The 26,443-nt window shown below is 63.2% G+C and carries 22 protein-coding genes and 3 pseudogenes; 14 read left to right on the forward strand and 11 right to left on the reverse strand.

The features are described from left to right. Positions 1-99 precede the first annotated feature (99 nt). Positions 100-303, forward strand: a pseudogene (locus tag AC58EF_RS20030) (IS5/IS1182 family transposase); the annotation flags it as partial. Between the two features lie 407 nt (positions 304-710). Here AC58EF_RS20030 and AC58EF_RS20035 read toward each other — a convergent pair. The 4 genes from AC58EF_RS20035 to AC58EF_RS20050 all read right to left on the reverse strand — a co-directional run bounded on the left by AC58EF_RS20035 (position 711) and on the right by AC58EF_RS20050 (position 4,611). Next, positions 711-1,532: an IclR family transcriptional regulator gene (locus AC58EF_RS20035; protein ID WP_133494106.1), complete on the reverse strand. Its 822-nt coding sequence runs from the start codon at positions 1,530-1,532 to the stop codon at positions 711-713. Positions 1,533-1,659: 127 nt separating this feature from the next. After that, positions 1,660-2,541 carry a helix-turn-helix domain-containing protein gene (locus AC58EF_RS20040; protein WP_497278146.1) on the reverse strand — a complete coding sequence of 294 codons (882 nt, stop codon included), beginning with the start codon at positions 2,539-2,541 and terminating at the stop codon, positions 1,660-1,662. 98 nt (positions 2,542-2,639) lie between these two features. Then, on the reverse strand, positions 2,640-3,800 hold the full coding sequence (locus AC58EF_RS20045) for an acyl-CoA dehydrogenase family protein (protein ID WP_133494244.1): 1,161 nt from the start codon (positions 3,798-3,800) through the stop codon (positions 2,640-2,642). Positions 3,801-3,819: 19 nt separating this feature from the next. Beyond that, positions 3,820-4,611, reverse strand: a complete 792-nt coding sequence (locus AC58EF_RS20050) for an IclR family transcriptional regulator (protein ID WP_133494108.1) — start codon at positions 4,609-4,611, stop codon at positions 3,820-3,822. A 400-nt stretch (positions 4,612-5,011) separates the two neighbouring features. On the opposite strand from AC58EF_RS20050, the gene AC58EF_RS20055 reads away from it, so the two are divergent. The 6 genes from AC58EF_RS20055 (at position 5,012) to AC58EF_RS20080 (ending at position 12,215) form a co-directional block, all read left to right on the forward strand. Continuing rightward, positions 5,012-5,914: an alpha/beta hydrolase gene (locus AC58EF_RS20055; protein ID WP_025549975.1), complete on the forward strand. Its 903-nt coding sequence runs from the start codon at positions 5,012-5,014 to the stop codon at positions 5,912-5,914. A gap of 103 nt (positions 5,915-6,017) precedes the next feature. After that, positions 6,018-7,655 (forward strand): flavin-containing monooxygenase, encoded by a 1,638-nt coding sequence (locus AC58EF_RS20060; RefSeq protein WP_133494109.1) that lies wholly within the window; start codon positions 6,018-6,020, stop codon positions 7,653-7,655. 89 nt (positions 7,656-7,744) lie between these two features. Continuing rightward, positions 7,745-8,500 (forward strand): SDR family NAD(P)-dependent oxidoreductase, encoded by a 756-nt coding sequence (locus AC58EF_RS20065; RefSeq protein WP_133494245.1) that lies wholly within the window; start codon positions 7,745-7,747, stop codon positions 8,498-8,500. Positions 8,501-8,615: 115 nt separating this feature from the next. Continuing rightward, complete coding sequence (locus AC58EF_RS20070; RefSeq protein WP_170170537.1) at positions 8,616-9,515, forward strand: transporter; 900 nt, start codon at positions 8,616-8,618, stop codon at positions 9,513-9,515. 232 nt (positions 9,516-9,747) lie between these two features. After that, positions 9,748-10,716: an alcohol dehydrogenase gene (locus AC58EF_RS20075; RefSeq protein WP_211338446.1), complete on the forward strand. Its 969-nt coding sequence runs from the start codon at positions 9,748-9,750 to the stop codon at positions 10,714-10,716. Positions 10,717-10,721: 5 nt separating this feature from the next. Then, entirely contained in the window at positions 10,722-12,215 is a 1,494-nt protein-coding gene (locus AC58EF_RS20080) for an NAD-dependent succinate-semialdehyde dehydrogenase (RefSeq protein ID WP_229668048.1), read from the forward strand. Here AC58EF_RS20080 and AC58EF_RS20085 read toward each other — a convergent pair. From AC58EF_RS20085 to traA, 4 genes and pseudogenes are all read right to left on the reverse strand, one after another. Beyond that, positions 12,165-12,430, reverse strand: a pseudogene (locus AC58EF_RS20085) (hypothetical protein); the annotation flags it as partial. The gene AC58EF_RS20080 and the pseudogene AC58EF_RS20085 overlap by 51 nt on opposite strands. Positions 12,431-12,434: 4 nt before the next feature. Beyond that, positions 12,435-12,637, reverse strand: a pseudogene (locus AC58EF_RS20090) (arsenical-resistance protein); the annotation flags it as partial. Positions 12,638-12,995: 358 nt separating this feature from the next. Continuing rightward, positions 12,996-13,751, reverse strand: coding sequence for a DUF6118 family protein (locus tag AC58EF_RS20095; protein ID WP_133494112.1), 756 nt, complete (start codon positions 13,749-13,751; stop codon positions 12,996-12,998). 16 nt (positions 13,752-13,767) lie between these two features. Continuing rightward, a complete protein-coding gene (traA, locus tag AC58EF_RS20100) occupies positions 13,768-16,794 on the reverse strand; it encodes a Ti-type conjugative transfer relaxase TraA (protein WP_133494113.1) in 3,027 nt (1,008 codons plus the stop codon). Positions 16,795-16,967: 173 nt separating this feature from the next. On the opposite strand from traA, the gene traD reads away from it, so the two are divergent. Then, positions 16,968-17,273 carry a conjugal transfer protein TraD gene (gene traD / locus AC58EF_RS20105; protein WP_133494114.1) on the forward strand — a complete coding sequence of 102 codons (306 nt, stop codon included), beginning with the start codon at positions 16,968-16,970 and terminating at the stop codon, positions 17,271-17,273. 37 nt (positions 17,274-17,310) lie between these two features. Continuing rightward, positions 17,311-17,556, forward strand: a complete 246-nt coding sequence (locus AC58EF_RS20110; protein WP_133494115.1) for a conjugal transfer protein TraD — start codon at positions 17,311-17,313, stop codon at positions 17,554-17,556. 7 nt (positions 17,557-17,563) lie between these two features. Here AC58EF_RS20110 and AC58EF_RS20115 read toward each other — a convergent pair whose 3' ends face one another. Both AC58EF_RS20115 and AC58EF_RS20120 read right to left on the reverse strand, forming a co-directional pair. Beyond that, positions 17,564-17,926, reverse strand: coding sequence for a helix-turn-helix domain-containing protein (locus AC58EF_RS20115; RefSeq protein WP_133494116.1), 363 nt, complete (start codon positions 17,924-17,926; stop codon positions 17,564-17,566). A 2-nt stretch (positions 17,927-17,928) separates the two neighbouring features. Further along, complete coding sequence (locus tag AC58EF_RS20120) at positions 17,929-18,285, reverse strand: type II toxin-antitoxin system RelE/ParE family toxin (RefSeq protein ID WP_133494117.1); 357 nt, start codon at positions 18,283-18,285, stop codon at positions 17,929-17,931. A 760-nt stretch (positions 18,286-19,045) separates the two neighbouring features. Between AC58EF_RS20120 and AC58EF_RS20125 the strand changes: the two genes are divergently transcribed. Next, on the forward strand, positions 19,046-19,261 hold the full coding sequence (locus tag AC58EF_RS20125) for a helix-turn-helix transcriptional regulator (protein ID WP_133494118.1): 216 nt from the start codon (positions 19,046-19,048) through the stop codon (positions 19,259-19,261). Continuing rightward, entirely contained in the window at positions 19,258-19,452 is a 195-nt protein-coding gene (locus AC58EF_RS20130; protein WP_133494119.1) for a helix-turn-helix domain-containing protein, read from the forward strand. The genes AC58EF_RS20125 and AC58EF_RS20130 overlap by 4 nt, the downstream gene beginning before the upstream one ends. Here AC58EF_RS20130 and AC58EF_RS20135 read toward each other — a convergent pair. Continuing rightward, the gene (locus tag AC58EF_RS20135) at positions 19,427-20,641 is read right to left on the reverse strand and encodes a tyrosine-type recombinase/integrase (RefSeq protein WP_229668050.1); all 1,215 of its coding nucleotides are present in this window, start codon (positions 20,639-20,641) and stop codon (positions 19,427-19,429) included. The genes AC58EF_RS20130 and AC58EF_RS20135 overlap by 26 nt on opposite strands. Positions 20,642-21,197: 556 nt before the next feature. Between AC58EF_RS20135 and AC58EF_RS20140 the strand changes: the two genes are divergently transcribed. The 3 genes from AC58EF_RS20140 to AC58EF_RS20150 all read left to right on the forward strand — a co-directional run bounded on the left by AC58EF_RS20140 (position 21,198) and on the right by AC58EF_RS20150 (position 26,406). Continuing rightward, positions 21,198-21,938, forward strand: a complete 741-nt coding sequence (locus AC58EF_RS20140; protein WP_497278150.1) for a TetR/AcrR family transcriptional regulator — start codon at positions 21,198-21,200, stop codon at positions 21,936-21,938. 176 nt (positions 21,939-22,114) lie between these two features. Next, positions 22,115-24,844, forward strand: coding sequence for a TonB-dependent receptor plug domain-containing protein (locus AC58EF_RS20145; protein ID WP_497278151.1), 2,730 nt, complete (start codon positions 22,115-22,117; stop codon positions 24,842-24,844). A 23-nt stretch (positions 24,845-24,867) separates the two neighbouring features. Continuing rightward, a complete protein-coding gene (locus AC58EF_RS20150; RefSeq protein ID WP_497278152.1) occupies positions 24,868-26,406 on the forward strand; it encodes a hypothetical protein in 1,539 nt (512 codons plus the stop codon). The last annotated feature ends 37 nt before the right edge of the window (positions 26,407-26,443 follow it).

Below are 26,443 nucleotides of genomic sequence, written 5' to 3' on the forward strand. Positions count from 1 at the left end.
GACAGTCCCTGTTCAGCGGGCGAACATCCGTACGCATCCGGTGAGAACCGCGGATCAGGCCGCTTGGCGTTGATCGTCTGCAAGCCGAAGGGAAAGGCGCTCCCGGCGCATCACGCCCGGGCGAACACGGCGCGATCAGCGGTACGCTCGGCCGTCGAGCATGTCTTCGCCGGACAGAAGCACCGCATGAAGCTGTTCGTGCGCACCGTCGGCATTGCCCGCGCCGAGGTGAAGATCGGCATGGTCAACCTCGCCTACAACTTCAACCGACTTGCCTGGCTCGACGTCCGAGTTGCGCCTGCCTGTGACCGGAATGACGCCCGATCCGGCAGCCTGAGCCACGCCAAACCGGTCAATACGCCCCTGATGATACCGCCGGGCGCCCGATCCGTACCACCGCGCCGCCGTAATCGCCATTCAACTGGTTCTTCGATGTGTCCTGTCGCTTTCCTGCTCGCGTAAACCCCGCCATCCAAACGCGCCTGGAAAGCCTCCCAAGATCGATCCGCGAGATCGCGTGGAAGGCGATGAGACTGACCACCTGATCGGGCGGTGTGCAGTTCCGGGCGCCGTCTACCAGTCTCCGGCCAAGGCGGCGTAAGTCCGATCGCTGGCCGAGAAGACGTCGGAGCGAAGGAGGGCAAGGAGCCGGTCAGCCAACCAACTGGCTACGAATGAAAGGCCGACCCATCGCGCCATCTAGGCGGCCGTCATGCATGAGTAATGTGGGTTCCGTAAAGATTAGCGGAAATGCGGTTCGTCGTATCGCGCAGTTCGCGGGCCAATGCGTCGAGTTCCGTCTTCTTCATCTGGCCCATGATGGCAATGCCGCTGATACCGAAGCGCACCCGGCCCTCGTGATCAACGATAACGGCGGCCGCAATGTCGAGACCTTGGAAGAGGTTGCCGTGGTCGAAGGCGAAACCGGTCAGCTGGGCTCGCTCCACGTCTGCGGCATACTCCTCAAAAGTCGGTGCGTTCTGCCAGCGTAGCGACCTGAACCGGCGCCGCAGTTCCGATTTCGGCAGCCGGCGGGTCGCCGCGACGCAGCGGCCCACCGCGCCGGCAAGAGCCGGAAGTCGCGACCCGAGCGCCATGTCGACACGGACCGTCTTGCCTTCCACCACGCGATCCACAAGCACGATGCGGTCATGGGGCGTGACTTTCCACAGGCCGATCAACGCCCGCCGCTCGACCGAAAGTTGCTCCAAGACAGGGTGCAACAGATCGATCTGGTTGGTGCCCAACAGGGGAACAGAGAACTCGAGAAGTCCAAGTCCTGGACTATATTCCTTGGTCGATGGATTCATCGAAATCAGACCCTCATTCGCCAGGGTACGCAGGATGTTGAACGTGGTCGAAACGTTGATCCCGGTTTCACGAGCAATGCGGGCGACACCCGACGCTGCATAGTCATGGGTCAGGAAACGCAGGATGGAAATGGCATTCTCAACTGCGCCGACAAACTTCTGAGTGCCGCGCGTCGTTACGTTTGCCATTTTCTCGCCAGCGACCCCTTGCACCTCTTTCATGCCTCACTCCGTTCGACTTTTAAGCCGATTATACAATTTCTAGGGCGAATTCGGAAGTACGTTGTTCGCCTTGAACAATTCCCGTATCTTCGGTTTTCCGCAGAAACGTTACAGTTTTGTTCGCGATTCACACCGAGGACCGCCGATATTCTGCGGGCGTGACGCCAACCATCCTGCGGAAGGTCCGGCAGAAATGACTCTGGTCTGAAAACCCGCAGTCGAAAGCCACGGCCGTCATGGAGATATTTCCCTTTTGCAACATCGTCTTTGCTCGTTCGATCCTCTTGCGAATTATGAAAGAGTGCGGCGTCTGACCAAACTCGGCCTTGAACTTCCTGGAAAAGTGGAAAGGGCTCAGCCCGACCGTGCTTGCCAGGCTTTCTAGACCGAAGTTCTCACCCAGATATTCTTCGATAAATTCGAGGATCCTGTGGCTCTGCGGTGCGCTGAAGACAGTGGGATTCAGGTTCGGCAGATCGACCTTCGCGAACCGGCGCAATAGATGAACGGCGATCTGGGTTCGGACGGCGTCGACCAGAAGATTCTGACCGGGACCGCCATGCGCCATCTCATCCTCGAGAACCTGAAGGCACTGCGGAATGACCGTATCAACACGGCGGAGGTGATCGTCGATCTCGATCGATGCCGGCTCGCGCCCGAAAACCTGTTCCGCGGTCTCGGCGAGGGTGTCATGGCTGAGATAGATATGCCTCACGTTGATCGGCTTGTCCCAATGCCAGATCGACTGCTCAGCCCGCGTCAGCAGGGACACGACGCCGCGCTCCACGGTCGCCGTTTGCCAAGGGCCGCCGCTGCGTCGCCGCATGGTCGATTTCCCGCCCTGGTAGACGACGATCATGTAGTCCCGCATCTCGGGGATGTCGACTTCCTGCTCATCGTATTGGTAGCCCATGACCGTGATGCCTCTCCAGCCGAGGCGTGAACTGTCGAGCGTTCTGTTTCCGGGTATCCACCGCGGGATCAGATCAGGTGGAATTAGATTGCTCATGTTTTCCTCCTCCTAGGACGAGGTACCTTCCCCGGCACCCCCTTGTTCGCTCAGTTGGACGCCGCCAAGTTGAAGTTCACCGCAAGGCTTCGTAACGTTCAGGCAGCGGCATCGCGGATCATGTTCCGCGCAATGACCAGCTGCTGGATCTGGGTGGTTCCCTCGTAGATTCGGAACAGCCGGACATCGCGGTAGAAGCGTTCGACGGCATATTCGGCCATATAACCCGCCCCGCCGTGGATCTGCACGGCGCGATCCGCGACCCGTCCCACCATCTCGCTGGCAAACATCTTGCAGCAGGCGGCATCGGTGGAGACATTGGCACCGGAATCCTTGCGGCGCGCGGTTTCCTCGATCATGCAGCGTGCCGCAAAAGCCTCGGCGCGACTGTCGGCCAGCATCGCCTGCACCAATTGCTTTTCGGCGATAGGTTCACCGAATTGCCTGCGCTCCATTGCATAGGCGAGGCTGTCGCGGATCAGCCGCTCCGCCGCACCGACGCAGACCGCCGAGATGTGGAGCCGGCCACGGTCCAACACCTTCATCGCGGTCTTGAAGCCCTGGTTCTCGCGACCGGGGCCGCCGATGATGTTGTCGGCAGGGACGCGAACGTCCTGCAGGATGACATCGCTGCTGTGCGAGCCCTTCTGCCCCATCTTCCTGTCATGCGGCCCGACCGACAGCCCCGGCGTTCCGGCCTCGACCAGAAAGGCGGACACGCCCGAGGCATTGGTGGTGGTGTGGTCCGTGCGTGCGAAGACCGTGAAGACATGAGCGTGCGGGGCGTTGGTGATGAAACGCTTGGTGCCATTTAGGACGAAATGGTCCCCATCACGGCGCGCTGAGGTGCGCACCGACCCGGCGTCGGAGCCTGCGTCGGGCTCGGTCAGCGCAAAGGAAGCGATCATCTCACCGCTTGCAAGCTTCGGCAGGTAGGCCGCCTTCTGCTCCGGCGTGCCGTCGATGATGATCCCCTGCGAGCCGATGCCGTTGTTGGTGCCGACGAGCGAGCGGAACACAGGCGACGTCTGCCCCAGAACGAGGGCCGCGGCTACCTCTTCAGCCATCGTCAGGCCCAGACCGCCGAACTCCTCGGGGATCGACATGCCGAAAAGGCCCATGTCACGGATTTCGGCGATCAGCGCGGGCGGAATGGCATCTTCTTCCGCTACCAGTTCCTCGTTGGGGATCAGGCGCTCCTTCACAAAGCGGCCTAGTGTGTCCAGAAATTGTGCAAGCGTTTCGGGGTCTAGTGGCATGTCGTTCGAAGTCCTGAATTCAGTGGGCGATCGCCGACACGCGGCGGACGAGTTCGACAAGGCGGGGCGCGACATCGCTTTCGATCCGGTCGCGCGTCAGGTTCTGAGACGGCCCGCCACAGTTGAAGGCCATGGCCGGCGAGCCATCCCGCGGCGCAAGCGCCACGGCAACGGCATTGACGTCCGGCTTCCATTCAGTGAGCGACATACAATAGCCACGCTCCTGATAGCATTCGATCGCAGCCTCGATCCCGCGCCTGACTTCCGCCCAGGCGGCCCCTTCGTGCTGCCCAAGCTGCTCGAACAAAGCGGCGCGCTGTTCGGGAGGGATGACGGAAAGATAGGCGCGCCCGACGGCGGTGGTTGCCATCTTGATATGGGCGCCGACCTCGATGGCGAGCGTTACCGTATTTTCCCCGCGGCAACGCTCTAGATAAACCATGGTCAGGCGATCCGGGCTTGCCAGGGCGACAGGCATCCCGGTGTGGTCGGCAAGCTCCTGCATGTAGGGCCTTGCGATCTGGCGCAGCGGCATGCCAGCCAGACAGGAGAACCCCAGCGAAAGCACCGGCGGCGCAAGTTGATAGCGCGCGGTGTCGGGATTCCAGCTCAGATAGTCGAGCTTGTGGAGGGTATAGGTCAGGCGCGAGACCGTCGACTTGCTCAACCCGGTGCGCATGGCGAAGTCGCCGTTGCCAAGTGCCTCTCCCTCGCGCCGAAAGGCGCGTAGAATTTCGAGACCCCGTGCAAGAGCGACCACGAAATCGCGGTCCTTCCCATCGCCTTCTGCGCGCTCCTTGCGTGGTCGCACGTTCGCTCCTCCCCGGCGGTCCGCCCTTAGATGACAAGGTTAGTGGCGCTATCGCCCCTGTCAATAGTGCGGAAAACTTTTCCGCACTGCAGAATACCTCATCCTACCGCCGATTGCTGAACAGTATTCTGACTGTCGGAATAGACACCCCCTCCACTCATGCGACGCGAACATGGTACCGGGTGCGCGACCGTTCCAGCCCATGCCGCGCGGAAGCGCGCTTCGATCGGGCAGCAAGAATATACAATGTATCGAGCAAGACTATTCAATACAGGCCACTTCAACCCCTCCAAGGTTGAAAATGTTGGGAAGACGTCACCGTGGCCAGCGTGTGCCGCGTGGATGCCGATCGAGCGGACTAAGATATCTGCAAGACAAACCGATCTCTTGGAGAGGAAGCATGATAATCAGCAAGGAGGCCGATAAACTACGGTCGCTCTATCAGAGTTGGACCGACCAGATGGTCGAAAATCCGAACCTCACTATCCTGAATCTGCGCAGCATGTTCGACGAATGGGGTCAGCCGGCGCTGGAGCCTGAGAACGTTACCTACAAGAGCGACCATGTGGGCGGTGTCGAGGCGATCTGGGCACTGCCCGCCGGTGCCGACACCAAGCGCGTGATCCTCTACACCCATGGCGGTGGCTTTTGCGTGGGGTCGGCCGACAGCCACCGCAAGATGGTCGGGCATCTGGCCAAGGCTCTTGGCGCGACAGCCTGCAACCTGCACTATCGCCGCGCGCCAGAACACCCCTTCCCCGCCCAGATCGAGGATGCTGTGGCCGCCTACAAGGCGCTGCTGGCCAAGGGATTTGATGCGAAGAATATCCTAACGGCGGGCGACAGCGCAGGGGGCAACCTTGCCGTCGCCTCGGTTTTGAAGTTCCGCGAGCTTGGCCTGTCGCTGCCGGGTGCCGTCATCGCCTATTCGCCCTGGCTCGATATGGCGCTGCGCGGCAAGACGTTGGAAACCAATGCCGGGACGGACGCTCTTGTCAGCCGTGCCATCCTGGAAGGGATGGCGGGCATGTTCCTGGGCGGTGCAACGGACCCGCTCAACCCGCTGGCCAACCCGCTGGAGAACGACTTCACCGGCTTCCCGCCGCTCTACATCACCTGCGGAAGCGCCGAGACGCTGCAAAGCGACTCGGAGGCGCTCTATGCCAAGGCCAAGGCCGCGGGCGTGAAGACGACGCTTTCGGTGGTTCCCGGCATGCAGCACGTCTTTCCGTCGCTGGCGGGCCGTGCGCCCGAGGCCGATCAGGAACTGGCCCGCATCGCCGCCTGGTATCGCGCGCTGTGAACCCGCCGCCCAGCGTCGCTGGGCGGCCTGACGCGTCAAGACAGTCAATCCGGTACCAGGCCCGTATCGCACGGGGCTTCGGAGCTATGATATGGAAAGATCAATGACCAAGACTCTTGAAACCACCAAGACCAAAGGCGCCGATTTCGATGCTGTCGTCGTCGGCGCGGGCTTCGGTGGCCTCTACTCCGTTTACAAACTTCGCAATGAGCAAAGCCTGAACGTCAAGGCCTATGACGGCGCCGGCGATGTCGGCGGCACCTGGTTCTGGAACCGCTATCCAGGAGCCTTGTCGGACACGGAAAGCTTCGTCTACCGCTATTCCTTCAGCGGCGAATTGCTGCAGAAAGGCCACTGGAAGAACCGCTACCTGACCCAGCCCGAGGTCCTCTCCTACATGAACGAGGTGGCGGATACCTACGATCTGCGCCGCAGCTACGAGTTCAACACCCGCGTCACCGCAGCCCGTTTCAACGAGAAAACCGGGCTCTGGCATGTGACCACCGACAAGGGACAGACCGTCACGGCGAAATACCTCATCACCGGTCTTGGCCTTCTCTCGGCGACGAACCTGCCGACGTTCAAGGGCATCGACAGCTTCAAGGGACAGATCCTGCACACCGGTGCCTGGCCGGAGGGGGTCGACCTGAAGGGCAAGCGCGTGGGCATCATCGGTACCGGCTCGACCGGGACTCAGGTAATCACCGCCACCGCCCCCATCGCGAAACACCTGACGGTGTTCCAGCGTTCGCCGCAATATGTTGTGCCGATCGGGAACACGCCGCAGGACGAGGCGACGATCGCTGCGCAGAAGGCCAGCTATGACGACATCTGGAAACAGGTGAAATCGTCGGCCGTGGCGTTCGGCTTCGAGGAAAGCACCATCCCCGCGGAAACAGCCACGCCCGAGGAACGTGAGCGCGTGTTCGAGGCGGCATGGCAGCGCGGCGGCGGTTTCTACTTCATGTTTGGCACCTTCTGCGACATCGCCACCAGCCAGATCGCCAATGACGCGGCGGCCGACTTCATCAAGAAGAAGATCCGGCAGATCGTGAAGGATCCCGAGACCGCGAGGAAGCTGACGCCGACCGACCTCTACGCCAAGCGGCCCTTGTGCGGGAGCGACTACTACGGGGTCTACAACCGCCCCAACGTCACGCTGGCCGATGTGAAAGCTGATCCGATCGCGGAATTTACCCCGACCGGCATCCGTCAGGAAAGCGGCGCCGAGCATGAACTGGACGTGGTGATCTTCGCTACCGGCTTTGACGCGGTGGACGGCAACTACACGAGGATGGACCTGCGCGGCCGCGGCGGCGTGACGATGCGCGACAAGTGGAAGGACGGCCCCTTGGGCTATCTGGGCATGATGGAGGCGGATTTCCCGAATCTCTTCATGATCCTTGGCCCGAACGGCCCCTTCACAAACTTGCCGCCAAGCATCGAGACGCAGGTCGAATGGTTTTCGGACACCATCAAAATGATGGAGGCCAAGGGTCTGAAGAGCATCGAGCCGACCGAGGCTGCCCGCGACGAATGGGTCGCCCTGTGCCGCACGATTGCCGACATGACCCTGTTCCCGAAAGCTGACAGCTGGATTTTCGGTGCCAACATCCCTGGTAAGAAGAACGCGGTCATGTTCTACCTGGCGGGCCTTGGCAACTACCGCGCTGCGATCGACGCGGTGAAGGATGGTGGCTACCAGACCATGATCTTCAACCGCGAGACGGTCGCAGGCTGAGGCTGCGGATCGGCGGCAGGCCCGGGGCGATGGTTCCAGGCCCGGTTCTGCGGAAGAGAGCAAGAAGAGAGCAACAAAGGAGAGAATCTGTGGGACGTGTATCGGGAAAAGTCGCCCTCGTGACGGGCGCTGCGATGGGGATGGGCAAGTCCCACTCCGAACTTCTGGCGCGCGAGGGTGCGCATGTCTTTGTCACCGACCGCGAAGCAGCGGCGGGCGAAGCGGTGGCCAAGGGCATCGTGGCTGCCGGGGGCAAGGCCGATTTCATCAAGCATGACGTGACCAGCGAGGATGATTGGTCAAAGCTCATCGACGCCGTGCGCGCCAAGGCCGGACGGCTGGACATCTTGGTGAACAACGCCGGCATCCTGATCCTGAAGGCGCTGCACGAGACCTCGCCCGAGGAATTTGACCGGGTGATGAACGTCAACGTGAAGGGCGTCTATCTGGGCATCCGCGCCGCCGTGCCGCTGATGAAGGAATCGGGCAAGGCCTCGATCATCAACATATCGTCCATCTACGGCATCGCTGGCGCCGCGATGGCGGGGGCCTACATCAGCTCCAAGGGCGCGGTGCGGCTGATGACCAAATCCTGCGCCGTCGATCTGGCGGATACGGGCATCCGGGTCAATTCGATCCACCCGGGCGTCATCGACACGCCGATGACCAAGGATCTTCTGCATGCCGCTCCGGAAGCGCGGGAGGCGCTCCTTGGCCCGACGCTGCTGAAGCGGCCCTGCCAGCCCGAGGAAGTTTCGAACGCGGTGCTGTTCCTGGCCTCGGATGAAGCCTCGTTCGTCCATGGTGCCGAGTTGGTGGTCGACGGCGGGTACACCGCGAACTGACCGTTCCGGATCCGCTGCGAATGCGCGGCCCTGAACCCGAGATCTGCCGACAGCTTGCCTGTCGGCAGCCAACAATCGGGACAGTCGCAGAGCGCAGTCAACAATAGGAGAAGTGATGATGTTGGCGCCAAGAAAAAGGGTTCGGTATTCATTGTTTGTCGCGGCCGGGTTTGCTGTTCAGTGCCTGATGTCGGGGACCGCCGCGTATGGGCAGGATTATCAGCCGCGCGACTTCGTGCCCTTACCGGCGGGAACGAACCTTGCGTTGGTATATTATCTTGGCAGCACTTCAGACACTTTGGTTGACGGGAATGGGGACGACGTGGCGGACTCCAATCTCGACACGAACGTGAGCCTTCTTCGCTATGTCAAATATTTCGACCTCGCGGGAATGCGTGTTGACGTGAACGTGCTGCAACCTTTCGGAGGTCTGAACAATATGAGGATTGCCGGAACCGACATCGACACCAAGCACTTCTCCTCCGGGGATCTTACGCTTGTCGGTACGATCTGGCCGCTGAACGATGCCAAAAACGGACGCTACTTTGGCATTGCCACCTATCTCACCCTGCCGACCGGCAACTATTCTGCCACCAAGCCTAGCTTGGGGTCTAATCGATGGTCTGTCGCCGTTCAGCCAGGCTTCCTGTTCAATGTCGCCCCCAAATGGTCGGTCGATGTTGTGGGGGGCGTCACAATCTATGGGGACAACAACGATGGCCCCGGTGGCGTGCAAGTCGAGAAGGATGCAAGCTATACTGCGCTCGGCTGGGTCAACTACAATGCAAGCGATACGACGATGCTCTCGGCTGGGGCCACGGCAAGCTGGGGAGGTGCCGAAACGGTAGGAAGCATCAGGGGGGCGGACGTTGAATCCACCACAGTTCGAGTGGCCTGGTCCCAGATGCTCAACCCGACAACGCAGTTCCTGATGGAAGTTGGGCACGATGTGGACGCACAGAATACGTTCAAGCGCGACACAACCCTGACCCTCCGGCTCGCGAAATTCTTCTGAACGGCGCGGGAGCGGTGGATCGAAATATTCTTGGGTAAGGCGGAAAGCGTCGATCGTCCGGAAACGAGTGATGCTTTCCACCCCATTCCAGCAACTGCAAATTCAAAAGCTACATCATTGGTGAGCTGTAACGGAGGAAAACATCATGCATTGCCAATGTGTTCATGAATTCGGTCAACCCCTGCGTCCAGACGACAGGCCGGACATGACCCCTCGCGGAACGGAGGTCATCTTGTCCGTGACCGCCGCCGGCGTCTGTCACACCGACCTGCATATTCGCGAGGGGGGGTATGATCTTGGTCACGGCCGCAAGCTGGAATTCGCCCAGCGCGGGATCGCGTTGCCGCTGGTGATGGGGCATGAAACGGTCGGGGAAGTGGTCGCCGCTGGCCCGGATGTCGGCACGCTCGACAGGGGAAAGAAATATGTGGTCTATCCCTGGATCGGCTGTGGCACCTGCGCTGTCTGTGCCTCGGGCCAAGAGCAGCTGTGCATGAAACCGCAGTTTCTCGGCATGCATGTCGATGGCGGTTATGCCACGCAGATCCGGGTGCCGCATCCGAAATATCTTCATGAGATCGGAGATATCCCACCCGAAAACGCCGCACCGCTGGCCTGTTCGGGGCTTACGGCCTATGGCGCGCTCAAGAAGGTGGAAAGCACGCTGAAAGACCATGCGCTTCTGGTGATCGGCGCTGGCGGCCTTGGGCTGATGTGCGCGCAACTGTTGCAGGCGCTGGGGGCCAAGGCGCCCGTCTTCGTCGATATCGACCCTGTCAAGCGGGCGTCGGCCCTTGCTGCGGGGGTCTGTGCGGCGGTCGATCCGCGCGCCGCGGATGCCGTGGCGCAGATTCATGCCGCCGCCGGCGAGGCGCCCCTTGCGGCGATCGACTTCGTCGGCGCCGAGGCGACGGCCGAGCTTGGCTTCGACGCTCTGGGCAAGGGCGGAACCTATGTCATCGTCGGGCTGTTCGGCGGGGCTGCCCCCTGGGCGCTTCCCCTGATCGCCGTGCGCGCGCTCACGATCCGCGGCAGCTATACGGGCTCCCCAGGAGAGTTCGCGGAACTGATGCAGCTTGCCCGCAATGGCGCGATCAAGCCGATTCCCACCACCTGCTACAAGCTGGACGAGGCTGAGGACGTGCTGAACAGCCTCGCCGGTGGCAAGATCGTCGGCAGGGCAATTCTGGCCGGTGTGTAAGTGACTTGACTGAAGGCACCACGAAGGCGGGCGCCCGGGGGATCAACATGGAAACGACCTATCCTGATACTCAACTCCTGATCGACGGACGGTGGCGCGATGGCGCGCTGGGGCGGCGAACAGCCGTTTATGATCCGGCAACCGCAGAGGTGATTGGCCATTATGCCATGGCCGAACCTGCCGATCTGGAGGAGGCGGTGCAGGCCGCGGGCAGCGCCTTCGCGGCTTGGCGGGATGCCGGCGCCTATGCGCGCGGCAGCATCCTGCGCCAGGCGGCCGTGCTGCTGCGCGAGCGCGCCGATACCCTCGCGCCGTGCATGACGATGGAAATGGGCAAGCCCCTTGCCGAGGCGCGCGCCGAGGTGATGTCGTCCGCCGATCTGCTCGACTGGTTCGCCGGCGAAGGCCAGCGCGCCTATGGGCAGGTGATTCCGGCGCGTTCGCCGAACGTGACCCAGATGGTGCTCAAGCAGCCGGTGGGTCCGGTCGTGGCCTTCACGCCATGGAATTTCCCGATGTCGCAACTGGTGCGCAAGCTCGGTCCGGCGCTGTCGGTCGGATGCACCGTCGTCGCCAAGCCGCCCGAAGACACGCCGGCCTCGCCGGCGGCACTTGCACAGGCGCTGCTGGACGCCGGGCTCCCGCCGGGCGTTCTCAACATCGTTTACGGCGAACCGGCTGACATCGCGAACTATCTCATTCCACATCCGGTGATCCGCAAGGTGTCCTTCACCGGGTCGGTGCCTGTGGGCAAGCAGCTTGCGGCCCTGGCCGGCAAACACATGAAGCGCATCACGATGGAACTGGGCGGCCACAATCCGGTCATCGTCTGCGAGGACGCGAATGTTGAGGCGGCGGTCGCGGCCATTGCGGGTTTCAAGGTCCGCAACGCGGGCCAGGTCTGCATCTCGCCCACACGCGTGCTGGTCCAGCGGGGCATCTACGACCGCTTCGCCGCGGCGCTGGCGGAGCATGTGAAGAAGGTGCGGACCGGATCGGGGCTCGAACCGGCCACGGCAATGGGCCCGCTGGTCAGCGAGCGCCGGGTCAAGGCCGTCGCCGGCCTTATCCAGGAGGCAGTGAGCGAGGGGGCGCAGGTGCTGGTCGAGGGCGATGCGGCACCGCGGGCCGGGTTCTTTCAAGCCCCGACCGTTCTCACCGATGTCAGTCTTTCATCGCGCATCCAGAACGAGGAACCCTTCGGGCCGGTCGCGACGCTGTCGCCCTTCGATACGATCGACGAGGCGATCGCTGAAGCGAACCGCCTTCCCTATGGCCTTGCAGCCTATGCGTTCACCTCGTCGATCCGCAATTCGCAAAGGTTTCAGACCGAGCTTGAAGTTGGCATGCTGGCAATCAACCATACCCTTCTGGGATTGCCGGAACTCCCGCTTGGCGGGGTCAAGGACTCCGGTTACGGGTCTGAGGGCGGCTCGGAAGCCATCAACTCATACCTGATTTCGAAGCTCGTGACGCAGGCCGCAGTGATTGGAATCTAACACTTGGTGCCCGCGTCTGACGGCGGCGATGATTTTATCAGGATCGGCGGTCCAGACGAAGGGTTTGGGGCTTTCGTTGTGCTGCTCATCCAGGAAGCGGTTGATGGCGACCTGAAGGTCGACGAGGAATGGAAGACGCCGCGTTTGAGCCGGTGGTTGGTCAGCCTGGCGAAGAAAACCTCGACGGCATTGAGCCATGAGCACGGGGTTGGCGTAGGCTACCCGACGCTCATACCAAGGGCGTGTCGCCTTCACGATTCTGACCAGGGACAGCATGACCGGAACTTCGACCAGCACGAGGACGACGGTAGCAAGCGCTGCGCCGGAGTTGAGACCGAACAGACTGATCGCGGCAGCGACCGCCAGCTCGAAGAAGTTGGACGCGCCGATCAATGCGGGGGGGCGGCAACGCACCATGCCACGCAAATCGGCATCAGACTGCCGAAAGCGGCACGTCAGTGCCCTACCCCTTGCGCGGCCGGAAGCGACTCACCATCTTCGTCCCAGATCGATTTCGATGCTCGACAATCATCCGTTGCGGGGTGAAGCCATCAAGCGCGGTGTCGGTTGAGCAGACCCATATTGCAGGACAGGCAGGTGCAATTGAACTTGGGTTTCAAGTATAGGTCCGCCCGGTATTCATGCGCCGCCGCGCGATCCTGCTCCCAAAAAGCTTCGCCGTTGTTGATGTTCATAAAGAGCGAAGCCGACCGGGCGCGCGCTCCCCAAATGGCGCCGTAGCGGGTGGGCGGCTTCGCGGCCTATCGTCACGCGATCCGCTCAAGGGGACTGACGCCCTATCCTGATCGTGCATCGCACCGACTCCTTGGCCTTGATCGCCGCTCGCTCGCACGCGGCGATGGTTTCACGGTTGGCCTGCCGCATATCGGCGGCATCAATGATGGCCTGCCAGCCTTCCGGGTTCCCAGCCTGCATCAGGCGGATGCCCGCATCCCATAGCGTCGGCTCGCCCATAGTGCGACGCGCGACCCGTTCGGGCCAGTGCCAGCCTTGCGGGGCCATGCTCGCCGCCCAGCCCGGATAGAATAGCCATAGGAGGGATACAGCGAGGATCGCGATGCCGATGGCATTGAGCAAATGGTTCCGCTCATCCTCCTTTGCGCGGAGCGTGCCGACCGCCCTGCTCATCGCGGCGTTGCTCTGCCGGTTAAGCTCCCGCATTTCCTTGAGCGCGATCCTGTCAGCCTCGCGCGCCGCGTCCGCCGCCGCCGCGATGCGCTCGGCCATGCTCTCCGGCGTGATCCGCAACGCCTCCGATTGCTCGACCGCCTTCATGTGCTTGGCAAGGTCGGCCATGTTGGCGTTGATCTTGCCAAGCGTGGGATTGTAGTCGGGAACCTCGATGCTCTGCTTCTCGATGGCGATATGTTCGAGCGCGCGGGCGATCACCGCCAAGCGCCCGTCAAACCGCCCCTCCATCGCCTCCACGCGCGCCGCCAGGCGCGTGAACGCCTCCGCCGCCGTTCCGGCCTGCGGCTGGGGTTCCGGCTCGTTGGGCAGGGATTGTTCGTCCATGATCTCTTCTCCTTGTCTATCGTTCCATGCCGCGGCTGATGTCGCGGCCATGATCGAAGGGGATGGAAGCCGCGAGGTCCCGGCCGATGCTGCGGCCCATGTCGTGACCGATCTCAAGGCCAAGCTCGCGGCTGCGTAGTCCCAGCACGGATTCAAGCTGGGCGTCGCGCTCAAGGCTTTTCGCCATGTCGGCCATGTGCTGCGCGGTGGTCTTCGCGCCCCGGAAATTGCCATCGCGCACCAGCTCGGCGTGCTGCTCGCGCAACTGCTGCCAGCCTTCGACAAAGCGGTCTGCGCGCTGGAACGGGTCGATGCGGATTTCCGCTTCCGCCTGCATGGCGCGCACGGCGTCTTGGCCGCGCCCTTGAGCCGCCTCGCGGATCAGTTCCGGTTCGCCCCGGAATGCGCTGTTGAGGTCCGTCGAGCCTTGCGGCCGGATCGCATCCAAAGCATCGCGCGCGCGGTCCAGCGCCTCGCGCTGGTGGGGCATCGGGTCGATTCCCTGCGCGCGGGTCTGCCGGATCGCATCGAGCGCCTTGGCGTAACGCTCGACCGCGCCGCGCAAGCCCCCGGCGCGCATCGGCTGCGGGTCGTGGTCCCGCTGCTGCTGGCGGGCAGGATCGTGGCCGGATGGCGAAACGAAACGCCCAAGGTCAAGGCCGTCGAACATGCCGCGCCGGGGTTCGGGCGTTGGCGATGGCTCGCGCTGCTGACCGGGCAGCGAGAGCCGCAATCCGTCGAAGATCCCGCGCGCCTTCTCCGCCACGGGCCGGACGATTCCCGCGATGCGCTCGCCAAACGTGAGGCCGCGCCGCTCCGCGAACTGCTGCGCCGGGCCGCGGGCAGGCTCGACTTGGCGGTAGTCGCTCGCCATGTCCTTGGTGCGCTCGCGCGACAGCGTGCGGACAAGGCGGGCGTCGTCCCGGAAATCGTCGCGCCCATAGTGAAGCGCCATGCCCTCCCTGTGGCGCGTCATCCCGACATAGGCCCCGTGCCGGTCCATCCCCGGCGTGGCGAGCATGTGGGAGCGGTCCACGCTCATGCCCTGCGCCTTGTGGATCGTGGCCGCATAGCCATGATCGACATGGGCGTAATCCTTCATGTCGAACGCGACGGAGCGCCCGTCATCGGTGCGGACGGCCATGCCCTGCCGGTTCACATGTTCGACGGTGCCGAGCGTGCCGTTCTTCACCTCAAGGCTGCGTTCGTTGCGAAGGAACATGATGCGGTCGCCGGTCGCAAAGCTGCGGTTGCCGCGCTCGGCCTTCACCAACACGTCATCGCCAAGCTCGCCCGCCGCGCGCATCCGGTCGCGCGCGGCTTCGTTCAGTTCGCGCACCTCGTCATTGGTATGGGTGAGGATGATGCGCGATTGATCGGGCGCGGCGATGCGCTCACGGTCCCAACGCTCGACAAGCTCGGCGCGCGCCTGCTCGCGCGTCTCGGCTGCGTGGACCATGCCATGATCGGCATAGGCCCGGATCGCCTCACCAGTTCTGCCGGTCGCCAGATGCCGGGTGGCGTCGCGCTGCCAGTCGTGAACCTGGCGGCGGACCTCCGTAATCTCGACGCCCCCATGCCGTTCGTGGATCGCCCGGAAGGCCGCGCCCGCCTCGATCGCCTGCAACTGCTGCGGGTCGCCGACAAGAACGACCTTCGCGCCCGCATCGGCGGCGTGCGACAATACGCGCTCCATCTGACGCGTGCCGACCATGCCCGCCTCGTCGATCACTAGGACGTCGCGAGAGGTGAGCATATCGCGGCCCTGCGCCCAGCCATGCTCCATGCTGGCGATGGTGCGCGAAGCGATGCCGGAGCCGTTCTCCAACCCCTCCGCCGCGATCCCCGACAACGCCGCGCCGCGCACCTCGAATCCGCTGCGCTCCCACGCCTCCCGCGCAACGCCAAGCATCGCGCTCTTGCCGGTGCCTGCGTAACCGACGACGACGCTCAAGCCGCGCTCGCCCGTCACATGATCGAACGCCGCGCGCTGCTCGCCGGTCAACGCAAGCCCGCGCTGCTCGGCCTGCGCCAAGGCGGCTGCGCGGTCCTTCTCGTCCACGCGGTGCCGCTCGCGCTCGGCCATCAACTCCGATGCGCGCTGCAACCGCTGCTCGGTCTCGATCATGTCGCGGCTGGTGAAGCGATCTTCGCCGCGCCCATCCTTGCCGAGCGCGATCAAGTCGGGCGATGCGCGAACGGCGCTCATCGCCCGGTCGAACTGCTCTTTCCCGTCCGTGTGCCGATGCACGAACATCGCCATGTCGCGCCGGGTGAACGTCGCCTGATGGTGGGTGATCGCGTCCAGCGCGATACGCGGCTCCGCGATGATGCGTTCGCCGTTGCGCTGCGCGGTGGCGCGGTGATCCTCGATCCGTTCGGACTCAAGGCCGCGCTCGCCCATGCGCTGAGCGGCGGGACCGATCTTGTCCTGCGGCTCAAGGTCGATGCCTTGCGCCTGCAAACTGCGGTGATCGATGCGCGCGTCGATATCGAGTTCGGCAAGGCGGGTGTTGACGTGATCCGCCCAGCGCTCGCGCCACTGCTCGACAAGCTCTGTGCGATTCCAGTCGCGGACCTTTGCGCCGAACCCATCCTCGCTCACCTCGCGCATGGTGAGCATGACATGGGCGTGCGGCTTGGGCTGCCCGTCCGCGCCGATATCCCAATGCACATTGAGGTCGGCGATCATGCCGCGTTCGACAAATTCGGCCTGGGCGAAGTCGCGGGCAAGCTCGATGCCCTGTGCCTGCGTCATCTCGCGCGGAATGGAAAACTCGACCTCGCGGGCAAGCTGCGCGTCCTTGCGCTTCTCGGTCGCCTCTACCTCGTTCCACAGTTTTTCGCGGTCGGCGAACGCCTCGGGTGCATTCTCCGGCAGGAGGATTTCAGAGTGGACGACCCCCGACTTGTTGGAGAAGTCATGGTCGCGGTCCAGTCGCTCGTCGTGCAGCCTGTCGGCCGCGCGATAGGCGGCGGCCGCCACGGCGCTGCGCCCGCTGGCGCGGCCGATGACCTGAACGGAGAAGTGATAAATTGCCATGACGGCAATCCATCTACTGCCTCAAGCGCACGTCGGCACGACGTATAAGCGCGCCCTCCTCGAATAAAATCCGAGCAGGGACTAGGCGGTGTCATCACGTCCCGGCGACTCTACTGCGTCACCGCCTGCCTTCTTCTATCATGGCTGCATCGTCACACAATGGAGACTTTGCCATGCGGAAACCACGCGACTATGATTCGGAGCTAAAGGCGCTGGCCGACAAGGCCAAGGCCATCAAGGAACGCCGCGTGCGTCAACTTGGCGAATTGGTGGCCGCGACAGGTGCCGATGCGCTCGACGCCGATCTGCTCGCGGGCGCTCTGCTCGATGCCGTCGCCAGCAAAGATGCCGCGACAAGGGAGGGCTGGCGCAAGGCGGGCGCGGCTTTCTTTCGCAGCAAACAACGCAAGCCTGCGCCGCGATCTGAACAACAGCCGGAAGGCGCTCTACCGCTCGACGGCGGCGCGGCATCGCATTGAGGCCGCAAAGGCACGAACGGACAGGCGGGAATGGGTGATGAAGCGTCGAGAAAGAACGCGGATGCTCATTGAGCTAGGCGGGCTGGTCGTGAAGGCGGGGCTGGTAGAATTGACCGACGATGACCGCGCCACGATCTACGGCGCGCTCCTCATGGTCGCGGACAAGTTGCGCGGCGAGGAAGTCGGCAACGCGCTTGCCCTATGGCAGCGCAAAGGCAAGCGCGCGTTCGAGGCGGAAGCGGAAACGCGAAGTGGCAAGGCGTCGGATCGGTCCCCCGGCTAACCCGGATTCAGGCCGCCGCACGTCCTGCGTCGTCGGGCGTATCCTTCCCGGCTTTGCCAAGGTCGCGCATGTGGTCGATCCTGACGGGCGGCGCGTCGGGGAAGCGTGCGACAAGCTCAAGGCTTCCGCCCGCCGCCTCGATATAGCCGCGCAGCGTGGACAGCATGAGGTCGGCGCGCTTCTCGATCTTCGACACGCCCGCCTGATTGGTGTGCAGCTTTTCCGCCACCGCCTTTTGCGACAGCCGCCGCGCCTTGCGAAGCTCGCGCAGCGTCAGATACTCGGCCGCAAGCCTGCGCCCTTCCTTCTCGATCTCGCGGCGCTCATCGTCAGGCAGCTTTGCCAGAACGTCCTCGAACGGAATCGCCATCGTCACTTTCCTTCCTCATCCAATTGCGCGAGGTGGCGCGCATAACGCTGGTCGGCAATCGGAATGTTCACGTCATAAAATCGCTTGTCTCCGGCCTTGTTGCCGCCAACCAACAGAATAGCCGCGCGGCGCGGGTCGAAGGCGAAAAATATGCGCCACGGATCGCCGCCGATCTGCACGCGCAGTTCCTTCATGTTCGGATAGACCGAGCCTTTCAGCGTATCCACATGCGGCCGGTTCAGCGACGGGCCAAATTGACCCAATACCATAATGCGGGCGGCTATCGCCTTTCGCACTGGCGCTGCCTGTTCCAAAAGCCACGCTGCAAATTCCTCGTCAGATTCGACCGTCCAATTCATAAGACCATATATTCCGTGAAGGGAATGTTTTCAAGCGCCCGCAACCAAGGCGCGGCGAAATGCCGACTCAAACAGAATCGCCATCCTTAGGACTAATTTTGCACCTGTCGGCACTGTCGTGCCTCCCCCTCTTGCGCGACGGGACAAAGCGATACAGCATGAGTTTGTGGCAATGGCGGGCCACCGGAAGAAAGGCCCCGCCATGTCGTGCGAATCGGAATTGTGGAAGACGAAAAGCGGACGGCGTGAAAGCCTCTGGCATCATCCTGAATTGCATGGAGCAAAGGCAATCACGGCCGAAATAACCGCCGTTCACCGCGTGCTATTGCCCATAGCACGCCATTACCGCCCGGAGCACGCCAGAACCGCCGTGCGCAAGTTTTTACCGCCCATACTACGATCAAGCCGCCTCTCCGGCGGTTTGTTCTTGCAACGCGATTCGGGTCGGCCATCCTTATTTGTCAGGGGGCGTCATTCATCACCAAAAGATGGAAGTAAGTCCCGTGTCGAATACTGAAAAGATCATCCGAACGGCGCTGTCCCGCACCAGTCTGAGAACAGGTCACGCGAGCGCACGCTACGTCCTCGCGCATCACTGCAATGCACCCGACATCCCTCAAGGTCCTCCTACATACTTTTATGTTCCTCCTTGATCCCTGCTGGTCCTCCGCCGTCCCGGCCGCCCTTGCAAGGCGGATTCGGGCCGCCAATGCTGCCACCGAGGGGCTTTTATGAAACCGCCAGATTACGGAATGAAGCTATGTCCAACCCTGAAAGGATCATTCGTCTAAAGACGGTGCTGCAACGCACCGGCCTTTCCCGTTCCACGCTCTACCGCAAGATCGCGGACGGGACGTTTCCCCGGCAACTGCCGATCAGCGTCAACGGCACCGGCTGGCATGAGTCAGCCGTCCAGCGCTGGATCGCCAATCCGTCCGCTTACCGTGAGGATCGCACCGGGGGCGAAGCGCCATGACCGCGCGCCCTTCCCCCGATCCGATCTGCGTCCGCGTCAATGATGCCGCCCACATGATCGGCATCGGCCGGACCAAGCTCTACGAGCTGATCGCGGCCGGTGAAATCGAGACGGTGAAGCTCGGTAAGTCCACCCGCATCACAACCGCCAGCCTGCATGACCTGATCAGGCGGCAGCGCGGAGCGGGATAGGCTCGGACGCCGTGGCGGCGGCGTCCCTTCCCTTGTTCGTCTGTGCCGGTGTGCGGTCCAGATACTCGGCCCAACGCGCCATCAGGTTGCGCCGCTTCTCGAAAAAGTCGGTGCGCCGATAAGCGGCTTCCACCTTGTTGGGCAGCTTGTGCGCCAATGCCTTGTCGGCAACCTCCTTGGGAAAGCGCGTCCGCTCCGATGACCAGTCGGTGAAGGCTGAACGGAAGCCGTGGACGGTCACGCCCCTGATGCCGTCATCGCGCAGCAGCTTGGTCATGGTCATGTCGCTGATCGGCTTTTCCCCGTCATTGGAGAACACAAGCCCGGTGTCGCTGGTGCGTTCCTTCCACCGCTTGCGGAGCAGCGCCACGGCGGGCGCGGACAGCGGCACGACATGGGTTTCCCCCGCCTTCATCCGCTCGCCCGGAATGGTCCAAATGGCCTTGTCCAAGTCGAACTCCGTCCAGACCGCAAAGCGTGTCTCGTTGGAGCGGACAGCGTTGTAGATGGTGAAGCGCAAGGCATCGCGCCCGGTCGTAGGCGAAGCCGCCGCCAGCTTCTGCATGAGGGCGGGCACGTCCGCATAGGGCATGGCTTCCAGATGCCCGCCCTTGTCCACCTGGCGCGGAAGCCCCTTGCGGACGGAACGCAACGATACCTCGCCCGGAAGCCATCCCTTGATATGGGCGAAGTCCAGCACCGCGCCGATGCGTTGCAGGACGCGCCGCGCCGTGTCGGGAATCTCAAGCCAGATAGGCGAAAGCACCTCGACCACGGCGGCGCTGTCCACCTGATCCACCGGCCTTGTGCCGACCATCGAAAAGACATGGTTCTCGAAACTGGAAATCCAGTTAGCGTGCCGCTTGTTTTTCCAGCCCTCTTTCAACGCCTCGTAGCAGTCGCGCGCTGCCGTCTCGAAGCTCGGCACCACCTTGCGCGCCTTGCGCCGCTCCGCGACCGGATCAACGCCCTCGCGGACCTGACGGCGCAGCGCCGCCGCCGCGTCGCGGGCTTCGGCAAGCGACACGTCGAGCGCCGATCCCAAGCCATAGTCGCGCCGCCTGCCGCCCTTCTGCATCCGCAGCACCCATGTTCGCGCGCCGCTCGGCTTCACCAGCAGGCAAAGCCCCCGGCCATCGACATGCCGACCCGGCTTCGCGTTCTTCACTTTCAATGCAGTCAGTGCCATCGGTTCGGTTCCCGTTTTGGGCATTGCGGGCGTTCCCACACTTTCGCGCGAGAAACGGTCCCACAATCGTTCCCACATTTTGAGCCAAATTCAGGCAGACCAGAGCGACCGACCGCGAACACCTTACAAGGGAAATCATTGATTTTACAGTGTCGTTAGGGACGCCCTGAGCTTGCTTGACACAAAAGTTCTACACTCGTAGGGGTCACCACCTTCCCGTCTCGGAAGGCGCCATTGCATCTCGTAAATAGCTGTTTTCTGTGGATTTTCTGTGGTATGATCGTTCCACACGAAGCGATGCAAGCAATTTGATGATGGTCCTGATATAGCGGCTCGCTCCCCTCGTGAGTGTTGACCACCGTTGCCATCAAGACGGCCAAGGGCGGCAAGCCCACGCGCCATCGAGGGGTTCGAGATGCGCGCCCGGCGCATTTCCACCATGAGCATGAGCGCTCCGATCTTTCGCACCGGCCCGGACGCAGACCGCCCGCATGTGCGCCTGACGCAGGGGCGAGTTTGCCATGGTATCGCGTCTCGATACTGATTATCTGAAATAATGACCGACAAAGATCGCCGCAGCATCGCGCAGATGAAAAACAAGGAGAAACCCAAAAAGCCCGCGGGCGTCCGCAAACCCAATGCCGAACGGCGCGAAGAATCCATGACGCTGATCCTGGACCATGCCGAGGCGGAGTTCGCGCACAAGGGTTATAACGGAACGACCCTCGCCAGCGTGGCGGAGATTGCCGGGGTCGATACCGCGCTGATGCGATACTATTTTGGCGACAAGGAAAAGCTGTTCGCGGCCGTTTTCCGACGGCGCGGCCCCAAAATCAACGCCGCCCGATACGAGGCGCTCGATGCCTATCGCGCCCGTTACGGCGACAAGGGCACGCTGGAAGGACTGATCGACGCATTTGTGCGGCCTGGCTTTGAAATGGCGCAACTGGACGAAGGGCACCGCAACTATGCCGCCATCGTCGCCTATGTGAACAGCTCCAAGGGAGCGATGCACTCGCTGATGTCGGAGGTGTTCGATGAACTCTCCGCGGTGCTGATCGCCGACATGCAGCGGCTGATGCCGGACGCCCCGCGCGAGGCGATTTACTGGGGCTATCATTTCCTGACCGGAGCCTTCACCTTCTCGCTGGGGCAGACCGGACGCATCGATCGCATTTCGGCGGGCGCGGTGAGCTCCTCCGATTTCGCCGGCATCGCCGATCGCCTTCCTGCCTTTGTCGCCGCAGGAATCCGGGCTTTGTGCTTGTCCGCAACGCCGCCGGACACGGACGGTTGACGATTACGAACTATATTTCTTTTCTAAAAAAGAAATATATTGACTCGCTCATCATTAGCAGGAACATTCGGCGCCAGGAGACGGACGGGCGACGGTAACAAGCCGCGGGCCCGAAACTGAAAGGGCGGCGAATGAATCGTGTATCTCTGCGCGCATCAGTATGCGCAATTGCACTCATGGCGGGATCGGCGGCGGCGCAGGAGGTGGCGGAACCCGCGACCGCCGACATCGTCGTCACCGGATCGCGCGCGATCCGCGACGGGTCGCAGGCGCCGACCCCCGTCACCGTCGTCGGCGCCGAAGCGCTGGCCAAGGCGCAGCCGGGCCTGGTCGGCGAGGCGCTGAACCAGTTGCCCGCCTTCCGCGGATCGACCCGTCCGACCGGCGGCTTCACCGCCGCGACCGGGCCGGGCACGGGCAGCTATCTCAACCTGCGCAATTTGGGGCCGCAGCGGACGCTGGTGCTGGTGGACGGACGCCGCGCGGCGCCGTCGGCGCGGGACGGATCGACCGACATCAACCTCCTGCCCGAAGCGCTCATCAAGCGGGTCGACGTTGTGACCGGCGGAGCATCGGCCGCCTATGGGTCGGACGCGGTCGCCGGCGTGGTGAATTTCGTGCTCGATACCGGCTTTACCGGGCTCAAGGCGACGATCCAGTCGGGCATTTCCGATCAGGGCGACGTCCCCAGCTACAAGGCCAATCTGACCGCCGGGCACAGCTTTGCCGATGGACGCGGCCGGATCGTGGCGAGCGCCTCCTATCTCGACATTGGCGGATTGCAGAGCGTGGCGGATCGCGACTGGGGCCAGCGCGGCACCGGCTTCCTCAGCAATCCGGCGGTGCCCGGCCAGCTGATCTTCCGCGACGATTTGCGCGCATCGACGGCATCGCCCGGGGGGCTGATCCTCAGCGGCCCGTTCGCCATGCGGCAATTCGCGCCGGACGGCACGCTGGCGCCCTTCTCACGCGGATCGCTGCAATCGGGCCTGATCCAGGTCGGCGGTGATGGCGCGCAGGTGTTCAGCAACCTGTCCGCCGCCATTCGGACCCACAGCTATTTCGGCCATGCCGAATTTGACGTGACGCCGTCATTGACCCTGTTCGCGCAGGGTAATCTGGCCTTTGCCCGGAACCATTATAATCAGGTGCAGCAATTCAACCTGGGCGGCTTCAACGGCTTCACCATCTATAGCGGCAACGCCTATCTGAACCCGGCGGTGCAGCAGATATTGACCGACACCAACACGCCGGCCTTCGCCATGGGGCGGCTGAATTTCGACTTTGGCGATCCGGCCAATGCCACGGCCAAGGCACGCACCATCGATTTGAAGGCCGGTTTCCGCTTCACCGGACCGAACGACCTGACGATCGATGGCTATTATGGCCATGCGAAGAACCGCACGCGCATCCGTACCGACAATAATGTGGTGCTGGAACGGCTTTATGCCGCAGCCGACGCCGTGCGCGATCCGGCGACCGGTGACATCGTCTGCCGCGTCGCGCTTACCAATCCCACCCTCTTTCCCGGTTGCGTCCCCATCAACCTGTTCGGGGCCGGCGCGCCGTCGCAGGCAGCGATCGACTATGTCGAAGGAACGTCCGCCTATCGCACCGACTTCACCCAGGATGTCGTCGACCTGTCGGCCCGCGCCCAGCCCTTCTCGACCTGGGCCGGGCCGGTGTTGCTGGCGGCGGGCGGGCAGTATCGCCGTATTAAGCTCGACCAGGTGACTGACGATATCGCCCCCAGCATCAACGACGCGACCGGCATCAGGGGCTTTCCCGCCGCCTATCAGAACCAGCCGGGGGGCTATCTGCTGACCAATGTCTTCCCCGTTTCGGGCGGCTATAACCTGTGGGAATTATTTGGCGAGGCCGCCGTTCCGCTGGCACGCGACACGCCCCTGCTCCATGCGCTCGATCTCAACGCCGCGGTCCGCTACACCCATTACAGCACCAGCGGCGGGGTCACGACCTGGAAGGCGGGGCTGGTGTGGGAGCCGATCGCCGGCCTGCGCCTGCGCGGCACCGCGTCGCGCGACATTCGCGCCCCCAATGTGCCGGAACTGTTCGCGGGCACCGTCCAGAATACCGGCTCGGTGATCGAGAACGGCGCTACCGTGCCGATCATCCAGGTGACGCGCGGCAATGCCGGCCTGCAACCCGAGCGGGCCAAGACCTATACGGCCGGCATCGTTTTCAGCCCCTCCTTCCTGCCGGGCCTGACCCTGTCAGCGGACTATTATTCGATCGACCTGTCCGGCATCATCGCATCGCTGACGCCGCAGAACACGCTGGATCAGTGCAACGCCGGCGCGACGGCGCTCTGCGCCAATATCGTCCGCAACGCCGCGGGACAGATCACGCGCATCGAATCCCCGACGCTGAACCTCAATCGCCTGAAAAGCGCCGGCATCGATTTCGAACTGGGCTATCGGCCGGGCGGCGCCGTGCTGGGCGGCGCCATGCAACTGCGCCTGGTCGCCAGCTACCTGCAGAAGCAGCGGCAGGATATCAGCAACGGCACCTCCATCGACCGCGCCGGGGAGGTCGGCCTGACCGCCAATCCGCGCTGGACGGCGATTGCCAATCTCAACTGGACGCGCGGCCCGTTCGAGCTGTTCGTGCAGGAACGTTTCATCAGCGCCGGCAAATATGACGTCACCCGCCATGAGCCGCGCACCATCGAGGACAACAGCGTGAAGTCGGTCTTCTACACCGACCTCACCGCCTCCTATCGCGTCGACCGGCGGTTCCGCCTCTTCTTCACGGTCAACAACCTGTTCGACCGCGATCCGCCGCTGGCGCCCAACGGCACGCTGGTGACGTTCATCCCAACCAATCCGCAACTGTATGACGTCATCGGCCGGCACCTTACCGCCGGCGTGAACCTGAACTTCTGATCCCACCCACCGGAGGATGATCGATGTCCAATAGCTTGCTCCTGTCCCGGCGCGCCGCCCTGCTGACTGCCGCCGTCGCCATGGCCGGCTGCGGCCGGGCGGGACGGGCGATCGCCGCCGCCCGCGCGCCAATGCCGGTGCCTCTGCCATCCGCAGACCAGATCCGGCAGGACTATCAACAGATGGTCGATTTCGGTCCGCGCCTGCCCGGCAACGCCAACCATATCAGATTCGTCGATTGGCTGGCGCGCCAAATGGTCGCCGCGGGGCTGCAATCGGGACCGTGCGAGAATTATGCCTATCGCCGCTGGGAGCCCAAGCGCTGGAGCCTCGACATCATCGACGGGAAAAGGCGCATCGCCATCCCCGTCGCCTATTTCGTGCGGTCCCAGCCCACCGGGCGGCAGGGCGTCACCGGCCCCCTGGTCTATGCCGGCCGGCTGGAGCCGAACGGCCCGGTCAGCCTGCCGTCCTTTGCCAGGGGTAGCCTGCTGGTCTTCGACGCATCCCTGCCGGACATGGCGCTCAGCCATATCGTCCACCCGCACTTCATCCATCTGCGTGGCGAAACGCGGGCGGATGTGTTGGACTCGCGCTATCATCGCCTCTGGACCATGCCCGCTTTCCAGATGGATGCGCTGGCGGCGCTGGGGGCGGCCGGCGTGGCGATCATCATCAATGCGTCGTCGGCGATGATCGAGGGCAATTTCTCCCCCCATGCCTCGCCCTACAAGGCGAAAGCGCCCGCGCTGTTCGTCGGCCAGGATCGCGGCGAAGCATTGCGCGCTGCGGCCAAGAGCGGGCGATCCGCCCACCTTACGCTGGACGCGGACTGGGTGGAGGGCGAGGTGCCCCAGATCACGGCCATCCTGCCGGGGACAAGCGACGAGGTGATGATCGTCGACACCCATACGGACGGCCAGAATTTCATCGAGGAAAATGGCTGCATGGCGATGCTGCAGCTGGCGCGCCACTTCGCCAGCCAGCCGCCAGGCCAAAGGCTGCGCCGCACGCTCGTCTTCGCCGGCTGGCCGGGACATATGAGCGGCGACATGCCCGAAGCACCGGGCTGGGCGCTGGCCCATCCCGACCTCATGCGGCGCGCGGCTGCGGCCTTCACCATCGAACATCTGGGGGCCAGCGAATGGGCCGATATACCCGGTAGGGGCTATGCGGCGACGGGTCATAATGAATATATGAACTGGCCAGCAACCGCCGGACCGCTGAACGACATGCTGATAGAGGGGATCAAACGCCACGACCTGCTCCGCCATGCAGTGGAGCGCGGACCGGGCTATACGACCGGCCGGGTCTTCCACAATAGCGGTATCCCGCATGTCGCCTGCATATCCGGACCGAACTATCTGCTGGGCATCGCGCCGAACGGCCATATGGACAAGCTGGACGCCGATCTCGCCGCGCGGCAGACGGCGATGATCGCGGAACTGATCCGGCAGGCCGACACCCGCCCCATGGCGGCGCTCAAGGGCAGCGATCCCAGCCTGGGCGCCGAGCCGATATCGGGACCGGACACCGCCAGACGCGCATCCTGCCCGGCTTGACGACAATGGCACCCGGCACCGATCCCTGCGTTATTTC

It is taken from the genome of Sphingobium sp. WR1, from assembly GCF_059693745.1.

Bases quoted from the DNA above. Each gene is read 5' to 3' on its own strand.
- AC58EF_RS20035 (WP_133494106.1), bottom strand. From the start codon at position 1,532: ATGAAAGAGGTGCAAGGGGTCGCTGGCGAGAAAATGGCAAACGTAACG.
- AC58EF_RS20040 (WP_497278146.1), bottom strand. From the start codon at position 2,541: ATGAGCAATCTAATTCCACCTGATCTGATCCCGCGGTGGATACCCGGA.
- AC58EF_RS20045 (WP_133494244.1), bottom strand. From the start codon at position 3,800: ATGCCACTAGACCCCGAAACGCTTGCACAATTTCTGGACACACTAGGC.
- AC58EF_RS20055 (WP_025549975.1), top strand. From the start codon at position 5,012: ATGATAATCAGCAAGGAGGCCGATAAACTACGGTCGCTCTATCAGAGT.
- AC58EF_RS20060 (WP_133494109.1), top strand. From the start codon at position 6,018: ATGACCAAGACTCTTGAAACCACCAAGACCAAAGGCGCCGATTTCGAT.
- AC58EF_RS20070 (WP_170170537.1), top strand. From the start codon at position 8,616: ATGATGTTGGCGCCAAGAAAAAGGGTTCGGTATTCATTGTTTGTCGCG.
- AC58EF_RS20095 (WP_133494112.1), bottom strand. From the start codon at position 13,751: ATGGACGAACAATCCCTGCCCAACGAGCCGGAACCCCAGCCGCAGGCC.
- traA (WP_133494113.1), bottom strand. From the start codon at position 16,794: ATGGCAATTTATCACTTCTCCGTTCAGGTCATCGGCCGCGCCAGCGGG.
- traD (WP_133494114.1), top strand. From the start codon at position 16,968: ATGCGGAAACCACGCGACTATGATTCGGAGCTAAAGGCGCTGGCCGAC.
- AC58EF_RS20110 (WP_133494115.1), top strand. From the start codon at position 17,311: ATGAAGCGTCGAGAAAGAACGCGGATGCTCATTGAGCTAGGCGGGCTG.
- AC58EF_RS20115 (WP_133494116.1), bottom strand. From the start codon at position 17,926: ATGGCGATTCCGTTCGAGGACGTTCTGGCAAAGCTGCCTGACGATGAG.
- AC58EF_RS20120 (WP_133494117.1), bottom strand. From the start codon at position 18,285: ATGAATTGGACGGTCGAATCTGACGAGGAATTTGCAGCGTGGCTTTTG.
- AC58EF_RS20125 (WP_133494118.1), top strand. From the start codon at position 19,046: ATGTCCAACCCTGAAAGGATCATTCGTCTAAAGACGGTGCTGCAACGC.
- AC58EF_RS20130 (WP_133494119.1), top strand. From the start codon at position 19,258: ATGACCGCGCGCCCTTCCCCCGATCCGATCTGCGTCCGCGTCAATGAT.
- AC58EF_RS20135 (WP_229668050.1), bottom strand. From the start codon at position 20,641: ATGGCACTGACTGCATTGAAAGTGAAGAACGCGAAGCCGGGTCGGCAT.
- AC58EF_RS20140 (WP_497278150.1), top strand. From the start codon at position 21,198: ATGACCGACAAAGATCGCCGCAGCATCGCGCAGATGAAAAACAAGGAG.
- AC58EF_RS20145 (WP_497278151.1), top strand. From the start codon at position 22,115: ATGGCGGGATCGGCGGCGGCGCAGGAGGTGGCGGAACCCGCGACCGCC.
- AC58EF_RS20150 (WP_497278152.1), top strand. From the start codon at position 24,868: ATGTCCAATAGCTTGCTCCTGTCCCGGCGCGCCGCCCTGCTGACTGCC.